Origin of the sequence: Psychromarinibacter sediminicola, from assembly GCF_029168335.1 — a bacterium.
GTDB lineage: Bacteria > Pseudomonadota > Alphaproteobacteria > Rhodobacterales > Rhodobacteraceae > Psychromarinibacter > Psychromarinibacter sediminicola.
The window spans coordinates 1-14,067 of the sequence record NZ_JARGYC010000095.1 but is presented as its reverse complement, the minus strand read 5'-3'; the positions used below and the strand labels follow the sequence as shown (position 1 = coordinate 14,067).

At 70.2% G+C, this 14,067-nt stretch carries 10 protein-coding genes and 1 tRNA gene; 7 read left to right on the top strand and 4 right to left on the bottom strand.

The annotated features are described in order from the left end of the window. Nucleotides 1–79: 79 nt before the first annotated feature. On the bottom strand, nucleotides 80–1,396 hold the full coding sequence (locus tag P1J78_RS22210; protein WP_275569575.1) for an ATP-binding protein: 1,317 nt from the start codon (nucleotides 1,394–1,396) through the stop codon (nucleotides 80–82). Nucleotides 1,397–1,438: 42 nt separating this feature from the next. Here P1J78_RS22210 and P1J78_RS22205 point away from each other — a divergent pair, with 42 nt between their 5' ends. Then, the gene (locus tag P1J78_RS22205; protein ID WP_275569574.1) at nucleotides 1,439–2,374 is read left to right on the top strand and encodes an MBL fold metallo-hydrolase; all 936 of its coding nucleotides are present in this window, start codon (nucleotides 1,439–1,441) and stop codon (nucleotides 2,372–2,374) included. A 71-nt stretch (nucleotides 2,375–2,445) separates the two neighbouring features. After that, nucleotides 2,446–2,520: transfer RNA gene (locus P1J78_RS22200), tRNA-Asn, on the top strand. A 70-nt stretch (nucleotides 2,521–2,590) separates the two neighbouring features. Here the strand turns inward: P1J78_RS22200 and cueR are convergent. Continuing rightward, complete coding sequence (gene cueR, locus P1J78_RS22195; RefSeq protein WP_275569573.1) at nucleotides 2,591–3,028, bottom strand: Cu(I)-responsive transcriptional regulator; 438 nt, start codon at nucleotides 3,026–3,028, stop codon at nucleotides 2,591–2,593. A 13-nt stretch (nucleotides 3,029–3,041) separates the two neighbouring features. After that, nucleotides 3,042–5,558, bottom strand: a complete 2,517-nt coding sequence (locus P1J78_RS22190; protein WP_275569572.1) for a heavy metal translocating P-type ATPase — start codon at nucleotides 5,556–5,558, stop codon at nucleotides 3,042–3,044. Between the two features lie 162 nt (nucleotides 5,559–5,720). Here P1J78_RS22190 and P1J78_RS22185 point away from each other — a divergent pair, with 162 nt between their 5' ends. The 3 genes from P1J78_RS22185 (at nucleotide 5,721) to P1J78_RS22175 (ending at nucleotide 8,701) form a co-directional block, all read left to right on the top strand. After that, a complete protein-coding gene (locus P1J78_RS22185; RefSeq protein ID WP_275569571.1) occupies nucleotides 5,721–5,921 on the top strand; it encodes a heavy-metal-associated domain-containing protein in 201 nt (66 codons plus the stop codon). A 147-nt stretch (nucleotides 5,922–6,068) separates the two neighbouring features. After that, nucleotides 6,069–6,482 (top strand): universal stress protein, encoded by a 414-nt coding sequence (locus P1J78_RS22180; RefSeq protein WP_275569570.1) that lies wholly within the window; start codon nucleotides 6,069–6,071, stop codon nucleotides 6,480–6,482. Between the two features lie 377 nt (nucleotides 6,483–6,859). Then, the gene (locus tag P1J78_RS22175; RefSeq protein WP_275569569.1) at nucleotides 6,860–8,701 is read left to right on the top strand and encodes an extracellular solute-binding protein; all 1,842 of its coding nucleotides are present in this window, start codon (nucleotides 6,860–6,862) and stop codon (nucleotides 8,699–8,701) included. Nucleotides 8,702–8,717: 16 nt separating this feature from the next. Here the strand turns inward: P1J78_RS22175 and P1J78_RS22170 are convergent, their stop codons facing one another. Then, entirely contained in the window at nucleotides 8,718–9,854 is a 1,137-nt protein-coding gene (locus P1J78_RS22170; RefSeq protein ID WP_275569568.1) for a PAS domain-containing protein, read from the bottom strand. Nucleotides 9,855–10,172: 318 nt separating this feature from the next. Here P1J78_RS22170 and P1J78_RS22165 point away from each other — a divergent pair, with 318 nt between their 5' ends. Together P1J78_RS22165 and P1J78_RS22160 are read left to right on the top strand one after the other, a co-directional pair. After that, nucleotides 10,173–10,910: a sulfotransferase family protein gene (locus tag P1J78_RS22165; protein ID WP_275569567.1), complete on the top strand. Its 738-nt coding sequence runs from the start codon at nucleotides 10,173–10,175 to the stop codon at nucleotides 10,908–10,910. A gap of 70 nt (nucleotides 10,911–10,980) precedes the next feature. Beyond that, the coding region (locus P1J78_RS22160) for a vWA domain-containing protein (RefSeq protein ID WP_275569566.1) at nucleotides 10,981–14,067 on the top strand (3,087 nt) is incomplete at its 3' end.

The window sequence follows — 14,067 nt, the reverse complement described above, 5'->3', positions numbered from 1 at the left end:
GGGGGCCAGCCCCCCAGACCCCCCGGCGTATTTCGAACGAGAAGAAGAATGTCCGGGCTCGGGGAGGGGCGGCCGGAGCCTACCGCGCCAAGACGAGATCCACGCGCAGCCCGCCCAGCCGGTCGCTTTCGCCCAGGATCAGCGAGCCGCCATGCCGGCGCGCGATGTCCTGCGCGATGGCGAGGCCCAGGCCGACGCCGCTGCCCCGGTCCTGGTTGCGCGCCGCGTCGAGCCGGGCGAAGGGCTTCAGCGCCTCCTCGCGCCGGTCCTCGGGGATGCCCGGGCCGTCATCCTCCACCACGATCCGCACCGCGCGCCCGGAGACGACCACGCGCAGCTCGCAGGCCCGCGCATAGCGCATGGCATTGCCGATCAGGTTCTCCAGCGCCCGCGACACCGCCATCGGGCGCAGCATCGCCGGGCCCTCGCCCGACACCTCGGTCAGCCGTACCGCCGCGCCCGACCGCGCCACCACGTCGCGCACCAGGGCCACGGGGTCGCAGGGCTCGGGGTCGCCCAGCGTCTCCTCGCGCGCGAAGGTCAGGAATTCGTCGAGCAGCCGCTCCAGCTCCTCCACGTCGCGCGCCAGTTCGGCCGCTTCGGCGTCTTCCAGCATCGACAGGCCCAGCCTGAGCCGCGTCAGCGGCGTGCGCATGTCGTGGCTGACGCCCGACAGCATCATCGTGCGCTGTTCGATCTGCCGCTCGATCCGGGCGCGCATGTCGAGAAAGGCGTTGCCCGCCGCCCGCACCTCGGTGGCGCCCGCGGGCCGGTAGGGCACGACGCGGCCCCGCCCGAACTCCGACGCCGCGCGCGCCAGCCGCTCGATCGGGCGCAGCTGGTTGCGCAGGAACAGATAGGCGATCACGGTCATCAGCGCCCCAGTCAGCAGCATCAGCACCAGAAGCTGGTGCGGGTTCGACGCCGACACCCGCCCCCGGTCGAAGGCGGCCCGCAACGGCCCGTAGCGCGTCGTCAGCCAGACCGACACGCTCTTGCTGTCCGGTTCCAGGTCGACCGCGGTCACGCCCTCCATCTCGCTTTGCAGCGTCTCGATCATCTGCCGGCCGGAGAAGTCCCACACCCCCGGCGGGTCGGGCGCGGCAGGGGTGTCGGGCAGCGCCACGCGGAAGGCCAGCGGCGCCGCGATGCCGGCCAGCGCCGCGCGCGCCGCCGCCAGATCGGGCGCTGCCTCCACCACGTCGCGCAGATGCCGCAGCTCCAGCGCCACGCTGCGGGTCATCTGGTCGGTCACCCCCTCGTAATGCCGCTGGATGAACACGACCGAGACGACGAGCTGCAGCGTCACGATCGGCACCAGCAGGATCAGCGCCGCGCGCCCGTAGAGCGAGCGCGGCACATAGGCTTTGACCCAGGCGAAATCGAAAAAGCTCATGGGGCTGGTCATAGCGCGCCGGAGCGGTCACAACAAAGCACTATGACCGATGACGCCCCGTTCGCCCCCGTTCCTGACCGTGTTCCCGGCCCCGTCCGCGGCCGCGTCGAGACGCCGGAGCCCGGCCTGCGGCGTCTGCTGGCGCCGAACCCGTCGCCGATGACCGAGCGCGGCACGAACACCTATATCGTGGGCGAAGGCCGCGTCGCCGTCATCGACCCGGGCCCCGACCGGCCGGAGCATCTGGCGGCGATCCGCGCCGCGCTGGCCTCGGGAGAGACCGTCAGCCACATCCTCGTCACCCACGCCCATCGCGACCATTCCGGCCTGGCGCCGGCGCTGGCGCAGGCGACGGGCGCGCCGGTGCTGGCCTTCGGGCGGGCCGAGGACGGACGCTCGGAGCTCATGCAGCGGCTCGCGGCCGAGGGGCTGAGCGGCGGCGGCGAGGGGCTGGATCGGTCGCTGACGCCGGACCGCCTTCTGTCCGACGGCGACACCGTGTCGGGCGACGGCTGGACGCTCACCGCGCTCTGGACGCCGGGCCATGCCGCCGGGCATCTCTGCTTTGCCTGGGGCAACGTGGTGTTCTCTGGCGACACGGTCATGGGCTGGGCCAGCACCATGGTCTCGCCGCCCGACGGCGACTTGACCGCCTTCATGGCCTCGACCGAGCGGCTGGCCGCGCGCGGCGCGCGGGTATTCTATCCCGGCCACGGCGCGGCGATCCCGCGGCCGGCCGAGCGCTGTGCCTGGCTGCTCACCCACCGCCGCGACCGCGAGGCCGCGATCCTGGCGGCGCTGGACGGCGGCGGCCGCACCCCGGCCGAGCTGACACGGGCCGTCTACCGCGACACCCCCGCCGCCCTGATGCCGGCGGCCGAGCGCAACGTCCTCGCGCATCTTATCGACCTGGCTCAGAAAAACCGCGTCCGCGCGGCGCCGCGCCTGTCCGGGGACGCGCGGTTCCACCCGGTCTGAGACGGCTGTCGAAAAAGCCCGTTTCCCCTATGGACGCCGCAGACCGGCCTTGCTATATGACCCGCCAACGTTCCGGCGTAGCTCAGTGGTAGAGCAGTTGACTGTTAATCAATTGGTCGTAGGTTCGAATCCTACCGCCGGAGCCAAGGATTTCAGGGGCTTAGCTAGAGATAGCTAAGCCCTTTTCCGTTGGTACATGCGCCGGGGCCGCCCGCGCTACGCGCCGCCCCGGCCGGCCGGCGGCGCATCGGCGCCGGCCGCACCGGTGCCGTCGCGCGCGAGATCCTCCAGGATCGGGCAGTCCGGGCGATGGTCGCCGGCGCAGGCCTGCACCAGATGCGCCAGCGTCGCGCGCATCGACTGAAGCTGGGCGATCTTGTCGTCGATCCGCTCCAGATGCTCCTCGGCGATGCGCTTGACCTGCGCGCTCTCCCGGCCCTCGTCCTCGTAAAGCGCCAGGAGCGTCCGGCATTCCTCGATCGTGAAGCCGAGCGCGCGGGCGCGGCCCAGGAAGGCCAGCTTGTGCAGGTCGCTCTCGCGGAAGCTGCGATAGCCGTTGGCGCTGCGCCGCGGCCGGATCAGGCCGATATCCTCGTAGTAGCGGATGGTCTTGGCGGGCAGGCCGGAGCGGTCCGCGACATCCCCGATATTCATGCGCAAGCTCCTTTCACTCTGCGGGCGCGGCGACGGCGGCGCCGGCCGGGGCGGCCGGTTCGGCGGCCCGCCCCTCGTCCATCGCCGGCGCGATGCGGCGCAGGCGCAGGGCGTTGGTCAGCACGAAGACCGACGACAGCGCCATCGCCCCGGCCGCCAGCATCGGCGACAGCAGCACGCCGAAGGCCGGATAGAGCGCGCCCGCCGCGACCGGGATCAGCGCCGTGTTATAGGCGAAGGCCCAGAACAGGTTCTGCCGGATGTTCCGCATCGTCCGGCGCGAGACCTCGAAGGCGTTGACGACCCCGCGCAGGTCGCCCGACATCAGGACGATATCGGCGGAGTCGATGGCCACGTCGGTTCCGGTGCCGATGGCGATCCCGACATCCGCCTGCGCCAGCGCCGGCGCGTCGTTGATGCCGTCGCCGACGAAGGCGACGCGCCGGCCGTCCCGGCGCAGCTCCTCCAGCGCGGCGACCTTGCCGTCGGGCAGCACGCCGGCGACGACATGGTCGATGCCGGTCTCGCGCGCGATGGCCTCGGCCGTCTCGCGCTTGTCGCCGGTGATCATCGCCACAGCCAGACCCTTGTCGTGCAGCGCCGCGATGGCGGCGCGGCTGGCGGGCTTCACCGGGTCGGCCACGCCCACGAGCGCGGCAAGACGCCCGTCCACGGCGGCGAAGAGCGCGGTACGGCCCCGGCCGGCGAGTTCCGCCTCGCGGGCGCGGAGCGGGCCGGTGTCGATGCCCTCGCGGTCCATCAGGCGGCCGGCGCCGATCAGCACCTCGACGCCGTCCACCGTGGCGCGCACGCCGTGGCCGGTGATCGAGGCGAAGTCCTCCGCCCCGGCCGCCGCCGCGCCCTCGGCGCGGGCGGCGCGGACGATGGCCGCGGCGATCGGGTGCTCGGAGCGGTCCTCGACCGCGGCGATCTTCGACAGCACGTCGGCGCGGTCGGCGCCCTCGGCCAGCACGAGATCGGTCAGCTCGGGCCGCCCCTCGGTCACCGTCCCGGTCTTGTCGAGCGCCACGACGCCGACCGAGTCGAGCTGCTGCAGCGCGTCGCCCCGGCGGAACAGCACGCCCAGCTCGGCCGCCCGCCCGGTGCCCACCATGATCGAGGTCGGCGTGGCCAGCCCCATCGCGCAGGGGCAGGCGATGATCAGGACCGAGACCCCGGCGACCAGCGCCAGGGTCAGCGCGGGCGTCGGGCCGACGACCAGCCAGACCAGCACGGTCAGCGCCGCCGCCGTCATCACGGCCGGCACGAACCACAGCGTGATGCGGTCGACCAGCCCCTGGATCGGCAGCTTGGCGCCCTGCGCCTCCTCGACCATGCGGATGATCTGCGCCAGCGTGGTGTCGGCGCCGACGCGGGTGGCGCGGACGGTCAGGCTGCCGGCACCGTTGACCGTGCCGCCGGTGACCGCGTCGCCGGCCCCCTTCTCGGCCGGCACCGGCTCGCCGGTCAGCATGCTTTCGTCGACATGGCTGGCGCCTTCGATCACCTCGCCGTCCACGGCAATGCGCTCGCCCGGCCGGACGATCACGGTGTCGCCTAGCACCAGCTCGTCCACCGCCACCTCGACGCTCTCGCCGTCCCGCATCACGCGGGCGGTGCGCACCTGCAGCCCCAGCAGTTTCTGGATCGCCGCACCGGTGCGGCCCTTGGCGCGGGCCTCCAGGAACCGGCCCAGCAGGATCAGCACCACGATCACCGCCGCTGCCTCGAAATACACGGCGCGGACCGCCTCGGGCAGCAGCCCGGGCAGGAATGTCGCCACCACCGAGTAGAGATAGGCCGCCCCGGTGCCCACGGCGACGAGGCTGTTCATGTCCGGCGCGCCCTTCAACAGCGCCGGGACGCCCTTGCGATAGAACACCCGCCCCGGCCCGGCGAGGACCAGCGTGGTCAGCACGAACTGCAGGATCCAGCTGGTCTGCTGGCCGATCGTCGCATTGACCCAGTGGTGAAAGGCGGGAAAGACGTGGCCGCCCATCTCGATCACGAATACCGGCAGCGCGAGCGCCGCGGCATAGCCCGTGCGCCAGGCGAGGCCGCGCGCCTCCTCGGCCTTGCGCGCCGTGCGATCCTCGCCGCCCATCGCCTCGGCCAGGGTGGCGGGGTACCCGATCCCGGTGCTCGCCGCGATCAGGTCGTCGGGGCTTACAGCCCCTTCGGCATAGGTGACGGTGGCGGACTCGGACGCGAGGTTCACGTTGACGTCCAGAACGCCGGGAATTGCTTCCAGCGCCTTGTCCACGCGCCCGACACAGGAGGCGCAGGACATGGATTCGACGTTGAGCGTCACTGTCGCGGTGCGGGCCGGATAGCCCAGATCGTCCAGCGTCCCGACCGCCGCCGCGATGCGATCGGGGCGGTCGACCGTGATCCGCGCCGTCTCGGAGGCGAGGTTGACCGAGACGTCACCGACTCCGTCGAGCGCGCTCAGCCCGCGTTCGACGCGCCCGACGCAGGAGGCGCAGGACATCCCCTCGACGGACAGGGTGACAGGGTGGCGTTCGGACATGGCAGCTTCCTCGGATCTCGTCGGCTGTTCCCCAGATAGGGTTTCCAGTGACTGGAAGGTCAAGAGGCGCCGGAACGTTTTCCGCGCATCGCATCGGATCTTGACCTTCCCCCTGCTGGAATCTCCATCTCTTCGGCATCGCCGGATCAAGGAGGGTGCGACATGGACTTCAAAGTTCCCGAGATGAGCTGCGGCCACTGCACGGCCGCCATCGAGACATCGGTCAAGGCGGCCGACCCTGCGGCATCGGTGGCGTGCGATCTCGGCGCGCGCCGGGTGCGGATCGACAGCGCGCTCACGCCCGAGGAACTGGCCGCGGCGATCAAGGCCGCCGGCTACGACGCGCAGCCCGTCGCGGCCTGATCCCGGCCCCTGCCGGGCCGGCCCAGTGGCGCGCGGGGCACGCCGGCCGAAAACATGCAGCCCCGGCGCGCACGTGCGGCGCCGCGCTTTGCCGTTCCCGGCAAGGCGCGGCATTATGCCCGCCAGGTCGTCGCCCCGGGAGGTCTCATGCCGCGCCAGACAAAGCTCATCCTCTGCCCCATCAACCTGCGCCACGTGCAGGTCGAGTACAACGCCTATACCGAGGCGGTCGAAATGGCCCGGCGCCGCGACGCCAGGCTGATCGTCGCCACGGTGGCGCCGGAGATCGAACGCAACCTGAACATCTACAATTCCGATGTCTACTGGGGCGGGCAGCTGCGGACCTTCCTGAAGGAGCATCCGGCCGACGGCGTCACGATCGAGACCATCGTGCGCAAGGGCGCCGTGCATCGGCAGATCGTCAAGCTCGCCGCCGAGCGCAAGGTCGATCTCATCGTGATGGAGGCGGCCAACCCGAAGGTGCAGGACTACCTTCTCGGCACCACGGCGTCGCATGTCGTGACCCATGCCGAGTGCTCGGTCTACGTGGTCCGCAGCTGAAGGCCCGGCGCCGCGACGCAGGGGCCTGCAAGGAGCGCTTGGCCCCACTGTCAGGCCAGATTGGGGGCCAGCCCCCAAACCCCCGGAGTATTTTCAGCCAGAAGAAGTCAGGAGCATGCCCCTGCTCCTTCTTCTCGTTTCAAATACGCCCGGGGGGTCTGGGGGGCTGGCCCCCCAGAATCGCACGAAGTGCCAGAAAGATTGCGCCGCAGGCGCGCCTTCAGATCACGCCGGGCGCCGATAGCGCCGACGATCCAGAACATCCGCGCGAAACAAGGCCCGCCACCCCGCTCATCCAAACGTGTCCCGCCCCGCGCTTCCCCCGTGCCGCAAACCCGTTACACTCCGGTCCAGCCACCAGACCCACAGGGAGCCCCATGTTCAGACCGCGCCACGCCGCCCTCGCCCTCTGCCTCGCCGCCGCGCCCGCCATGGCGCAGGAGACCATCACAGCCCACGGCATCTCTCCCTTCGGCGAACTGAAATACCCCGCCGATTTCGAGCATTTCGACTACGTCAATCCCGACGCGCCGCAGGGCGGCACCATGAGCTTTCGCGGCACGCTGGCCTCCGGCACTTTCGACAGCCTGAACTACTACATCCTCAAGGGCGAACGCGCGCAGGGCCTGCCGCATATCCACGATCCGCTGCTGGCCGAGGCGTTCGACGAACCCGCCTCGTTCTACGGCCTCATCGCCGAAAGCCTCGAATACCCCGAGGATCGTGCCTGGGTGATCTTCAACCTGCGGCCCGAGGCGCGGTTCTCCGACGGCCACCCGATCACCGCCGAGGACGTGGTCTGGACCATCGACACCCTGAAGACCGAGGCCGAGCCCTACTGGCAGATCACGCTGGAGGATGTCGAAAGCGCCGAGGCGCTGGACGACCACCGCGTGCGCGTCACCTTCGCCGAGGACGCCGCGACGCGCGACCTCGCCGCCACGGTCGGCCAGCTCTTCGTGCTGCCCAAGCACTATTACCAGGATGTCCCCTTCAACGAATCCACCCTGGAGCCGCCGGTATCCTCGGGCTGGTTCCGCGTGGAAGAGGTCGATCCCGGCCGCTCCATCACCTATTGCAAGGATCCCGACTACTGGGGCGCCGACCTGCCCGTGAATGTCGGCAAGAACAACTTCGACTGCTACGTCTACGAGTATTTCTCCGACACCACCGCCGCCTTCGAGGCGCTGAAGGTGGGCGAGTACCTGCTGCACGAGGAATTCCAGTCGTCCATCTGGGCCACCTCCTACGACTTCCCCGCCCTCGACGCGGGCTGGATCGTCCGCGAGGAAATCCCCGACGGCCGCTCCTCGGGCGCGCAGGGCTTCTACATGAACCTGCGCCGCGACAAGTTCCGCGACGTGCGCGTGCGCGAGGCCATCGCGATGATGTTCAACTTCGAATGGACCAACAAGACGCTGTTCCACGGCCTCTACAACCGCTCGGATTCCTTCTGGGAGAACTCCGACCTGCAGGCCGAGGGCGTCCCCGAGGGCGCCGAGCTGGCGGCACTGGAAGCGTATCGCGGCCAACTCCCTGAAGACATCTTCACCGAGCCCGCCGTCTCGCCGCCCGAATGGTCCGCCGACAGCAAGATCGACCGCCAGGCGGTGCGCCGCGCCGGCCGCCTGCTGAATGCGGCGGGCTGGACCGTCGGCCCCGACGGCATGCGCCAGAACGCCGACGGCGACCCGCTGACGGTGGAGATCGTCTCGGACAGCGCCGCCTTCGAGCGCGTCCTCCTGCCCTATATCGAGAACATGCGCCGGGTCGGGATCGACGCGATCTACACCCGCGTCGACGCCGCCGAAGAGGTACAGCGGCAGGAGGAGTTCGACTTCGACATCATGATCGCCCGCATCGTCCTGCCGCTGCGCCCCTCGACCGAGCTGCGCACCGTCTTCGGCTCGAAGGGCGCGAAATCGCCGGGCACGCTGAACCTCGCCGGCGTCTCGGACCCGGCGGTCGACGGGCTGATCGAGGAGATCATCGCCGCCGAGACGCTCGACGAGATGACGGCGCATGTGAAGGCGCTGGACCGGGTGCTCAGGGCCAAGCACATCTGGGTGCCGAACTGGTACAAGGGCAGCCACTGGCTGGCCTACTGGGACGTGTTCGGCAAGCCCGAGACCAAGCCGCCCTATACCCGCGGCGTCGACTACTGGTGGTGGGATCAGGAGAAATACGAGGCGCTGGTCGCCGAGGGCGCGCTGAACTGAGCCGGCGGCGCCGCGATCAGGCCACGGGCGCCGCCGCGCTGCGCCCGGTCTGCGGCTGGACGCGCACCTCGACGCAGGTGCCATCGCCGCCCCGGCTCACGTCCAGCTGCGCCCCCAGCGTCTCGGTCAGGGCCAGGACGATGCTGCCGCCGACCCCGGATTTGCCGCGGCTGCCGGTGGTGTCCAGCGCGCCCTCCAGGCTGTCGGCGCGGTCGCGCTGCGCCGCGATGCCGGGCGCCTCATAGGGCCAGTCGCTGTCTTCCGGCATGCCGACGCCATCGTCCTCGACCACCAGCCGGACGCGACCGTCCTGCATGCGCTGGCACCGCACGTTCACCACGCCGCTGTCGCGGCCCTCGAAGGCATGCTCCAGCGCATTGGTCAGAAGCTCGGACAGCAGCAGCCCCAGCCGCGCCGCCTGGTCCATCGGCAGGGTGATCTCCTGGCAGTCCACGTTCACCTTGATGCCGCTGCGCCCGACCAGCCCGGCCAGCTCCGCGGCGATCCGGTCGAGGTAGGAGCCGACGCGGATCTCGTCGCCGCCACCGCCCGCCATGCTGGCACCCAGCACTTCCTCGTAAAGCAGCGCCAGCGCCTCGATCCGGCGCCCGACCGCACGCATGCTCTCTTGCGTCACTTCGCGCTTGGCCTGCACCCGGATCATGCCGACGATCATCGACAGGTGGTTCTTTACCCGGTGCTGCAGCTCGCGCAGGAGCGACAGCGTGTGGTCGGTTTCGGCATCCGCCGGACGCGCGCCGTGGCTTGCCTCCGGCGTGTCGCCCTCTTCCAGTTCGCGCTGGACCCCGAAGAACGCGCTGATCTCGCCGGCCTGGTCGCGTACCGGCACCACCAGGAGCTGATTGCGGAACGGCGTGCCGTCGGCCTTGTGGTTGGTCAGCACCACCTCGAACTCGTCGCCGCTGTCCAGCCCGCGCCGGATGCGGTCGACGTCTTCCTCCGCCGTCGCCTCGCCCTGCAGGAACCGGCAGTTCCGGCCCAGCGCGTCGTCGCGGCTGTAGCCGGTGATCTGCTCGAACGCCTCGTTGACATAGGTGATCGGATTGTCGGGGGCGTGCGGATCGGTCATGACGATCGCGACCGAGGCCCGATCGACCGCAAGATCGACCGGAACCTGGCTGCCTGCGCGCATGTCTTCCATCCCCGTACCCCCGCTCCGTCCCGATCCACTGAATGGCTTTCAGATGAGTCTTAAGACAACCGCCCTAGGTTTCAAGAAAGACCCGATTAATTCGGCGGCGCCGTGACGCAAAGCTCATCGCGGCGGCCGCCGAGGGGCCGCGTCCCGCGCCGTCTCGGCCGGAAACGCTCTTAAATTCGCTGGCCTGCGCCGCGGCGATTTGCCATCATCCGGTGAATCGGCGCCGTATTTGCCGATAGTATTTCCTGTGCCGCGCCCGGCCCTGTGCGTTTCCCCGGGATGGTCGGCACCTGAAAGCGGAATTGAGATATGACGCTCGAAGTGATCGGCGCGGGCTTTGGCCGGACCGGTACGATGTCGACCCGGGAGGCGCTGAACAAGCTAGGATATCCCTGCTACCACATGACCGAGGTGGTGCTGAACCCGGCGAACCGGCGGCACCTGCGCTTCTGGCAGCAGGTGGCACACAGCCCCGAGGGCGCGCAGCACGACTGGGAGACGGTGTTCGGGACCTACCGCGCCGCGCTCGACTTTCCGGCGGTCACCGTGTGGAAGGAACTGCTGGCGGCCTACCCGGACGCCAAGGTCCTGCTGACCCTGCACCCGCACGGCGGCCCCGGCTGGTACGACAGTGCGATCTCGACGATCTGGTACACGGAATCGATGTGGCAGTGGAAGGTGATCGAGACGCTGTTCCCGTTCGGCCGGCGCTTCGGCCCGATGCAACGCGAACTGATCTGGAACCGCAGCCTGCGCGGCACCATGCCCGACCGCGACCGCGCCATCGCGCGCTACGACGCGCATGTGGCCGAGGTGATCGAGACGGTGCCGCCCGAGCGCCTGCTGGTGTTCCGCGTCACCGACGGATGGGAGCCGCTGTGCCGCTTCCTCGACGAACCGATGCCCAACGAGCCGTTCCCCTGCATCAACGACCGGCGCGAATTCTGCTGGGTGAACCGCGCCGTCGCGGCGGGGGCCTATGCGCTGCTGGCCGCCTGCGGGCTGTTGGCGGCCGGCGCCGTCTGGGGGTTGACGCTCTTGCTGTGACGTGCCGGGTTTGCGAACCCCGCCCGCATCGCTATCCTCCCTGCGATTCCCGTAAGTCTTTGAGGCCGATATGTCCCGCCTGTTCATCGCGTTCGCCCTGATCCTCTCCACCCTTTCGGCCGCCGCGCAGGAACGCCCGCGCACGATCCTGGTGCTGGACGGCTCCGGTTCGATGTGGGGCCAGATCGACGGCGTGAACAAGATCGTCATCGCCCGCGAGGTGATCGGCGGCCTGCTGCAGGACTTCCCGCCCGACCAGGAGCTGGGCCTCACCGTCTACGGCCACCGCCGCAAGGGCGACTGCAACGACATCGAGACCGTCATCGCCCCCGGCCTCGGCACCACCGGCGCCATCGCCCAGGCGGTCAACGCGATCAATCCCAAGGGCAAGACGCCGCTGTCGGCCTCGGTCATGGCCGCCGCCGAGGCGCTGCGCTACGGCGAGGAGAAGGCCACCGTCATCCTCGTCTCCGACGGGATCGAGACCTGCAATGTCGACCCCTGCGAGGTCGGCCGCACGCTGGAAGCCACCGGCGTCGACTTCACCGCCCATGTCGTCGGCTTCGACGTGCAGAACGACCCGCAGGCGCTGGCGCAGCTGCAATGCCTGGCCGAGGAGACCGGCGGCATCTTCCGCACCGCCGCCAACGCCTCGGAACTGACCGAGGCGCTGCAGGCGGTCTCCGAGCCGCCCGCGCCCGAGCCGGCCGACACGCAGCTGGCCGCGGTCGAAGGCATCGGCGGGCCGCAGATCACCGAGGGGCTCAGCTGGACCGTCACCAACGCGCTCGGCGTGCCGATCCTGTCGGGCGTGGCCGACGCCGCGCCGGTGCTGCCGCTCGACCCGGGCGACTACAAGGCCATCGTCCGGCGCGAGACCGACGGCGCCCGCGCCGAGCTGGGCTTCACCGTCGCCGGCGCCGACCAGCGGGTGGTGCTGGTGCTGCCGGAGCTGGTGCAGGAGGTCTCCGTCGGCTTCGGCGCCACCGAGGGCATCGGCGGCCCGGCGATCACCGAGGGCCTGAGCTGGACCGTCTCCGACGCAACCGGGCGCCCCGTCCTGTCGGGCAGCACCGACGCGCGGCCCTCGCTGATGCTGGAGCCCGGCACCTACACCGCCGCCGTCACCCGCGCCGAGGACGGCGCCACCGCCGAACAGCGCTTCACCGTCGCCGAGGAGGCGCGCCGCGTCGTCCTCGTCCTGCCGGAGATCGAACGGCCGCAAGACGTCGACTTCGTCGCCCGCGCCGGCGGCCAGACCATCGGCGACGGCCTGGCCTGGACCGTCACCGCCGGCGACGGCGCGACCGTCCTGCAGGAAAACGCCGCCAGCCCGTCCGCCCGGCTGATGCCCGGCAGCTACACCGCGACGGTCACCCGCGGCAGCGACGGCGCCACCGCCCGCCGCCGCTTCTCGGTGGAGGACTCCGCCCAGACCGTCGTGCTGACCCTGCCCGAACTGCCGCCGGACCCCGTCGACGTGCGCGTCTTCGCCACCGACGGCCGCCACGGCCCGCGCATCGACGAGCCGCTGATCTGGGATCTCGATGGCCCCGACGGCGCGATCCTGACGGCCGAGCAGACCCCCAGCCTGGACCTCGACCTGAGCGAGGGCGCCTATACCGTCTCGGTCATGCGCCCCGCCGACGAGGCCTTCGCCGAGCAGCGCTTCGGCGTCGGCTCGGTCGACAAGACCGTCACGCTGGAACTGCCGGAGTTCCGGCCGCTGGCCAGCGTCACCGCCCCCGACACGGCGGTCGCGGGCGACACGATCCAGGTCGACTGGACCGGCCCGGACGCGCATGACGACTATATCCGCGTCACGCGCCCCGGCGAGACCGATGCGATCAACTACACCCGCACGCGCGAGGGCACGCCGCTCCGCCTGCGGATGCCGCCGGAGCCGGGACAGTACGAGATCTCCTACATCCTGCGCGACGGCCGCAAGATCCTCGCCACCGAGACCATCGAGGTCACGCCCGTCGAGGCGACGCTTTCGGTCTCGGGCGACCTGATCGCCGGCAACACGGTGCAGATCGACTGGACCGGCCCCGACTATCACGACGACTATATCTCGGTGGTCGAGACCGGCGGCACGGACGCGATCAACTACACCCGCACCCGGTCCGGCTCGCCGCTCGATCTGAAGCTGCCGCCGCGGCCGGGCACCTACGACATCCTCTACGTCATGCGGCAGGACCGGACGGTGCTGGCGCGGATGACGATCGAGGTGGCCGAGGTCACGGCGACGCTCTCCGCCCCCGCCACCGCCGCGACCGGCGCGACGGTGCAGGTGGACTGGACCGGGCCGGACTATCACGACGACTATATCTCGGTCGTGGAGCCCGGCGGCACGGATTCGATCAACTACACCCGCACCCGCAGCGGCGCACCGCTCGACCTGAAGATGCCGGCCGAGCCGGGCACCTACGAGATCGTCTACATCATGCGCCAGGACCGCCGTCAGCTGGCCCGCCGCACCATCGAGGTGACCGACGTGACGGCCACGCTGGAGGTCCCCGCCACGGCCACCGCCGGCGAGACGATCCAGGTGGACTGGACCGGCCCGGATTACCACGACGACTACATCTCGGTCGTGGAACCCGGCGGGTCGGATGCCATCAATTATACCCGCACCCGAAGCGGCTCCCCGCTGGACCTGAAACTGCCCGCCGAACCCGGCAGCTACGACATCATCTATGTGATGCGTCAGGACCGCACCGAGCTGGCCCGCGTCTCCATCGAGGTCAGCGAGGTTACCGCCACGCTCGATGCGCCCGCACGCGCGACGGCCGGGGAGACGATCCAGGTCGACTGGACCGGCCCGGACTATCACGACGACTACATCTCGGTCGTGGAACCCGGCGGCTCGGATGCCATCAACTATACCCGCACCCGAAGCGGCTCTCCGCTGGATCTGAAGCTCCCCTCCGAACCCGGCAGCTACGACATCATCTATGTGATGCGCCAGGACCGCACCGAACTCGCCCGCATCTCCATCGAGGTCAGCGAGATCGGCGCTACCCTATCGGCTCCGGCCCAAGCCACCGCCGGGGAAACCATCCAGGTCGACTGGACCGGCCCGGATTACCACGACGACTATATCATGGTCACCGAGCCCGGCGGCACGGACTCGATCAACTACACCCGGACCCGA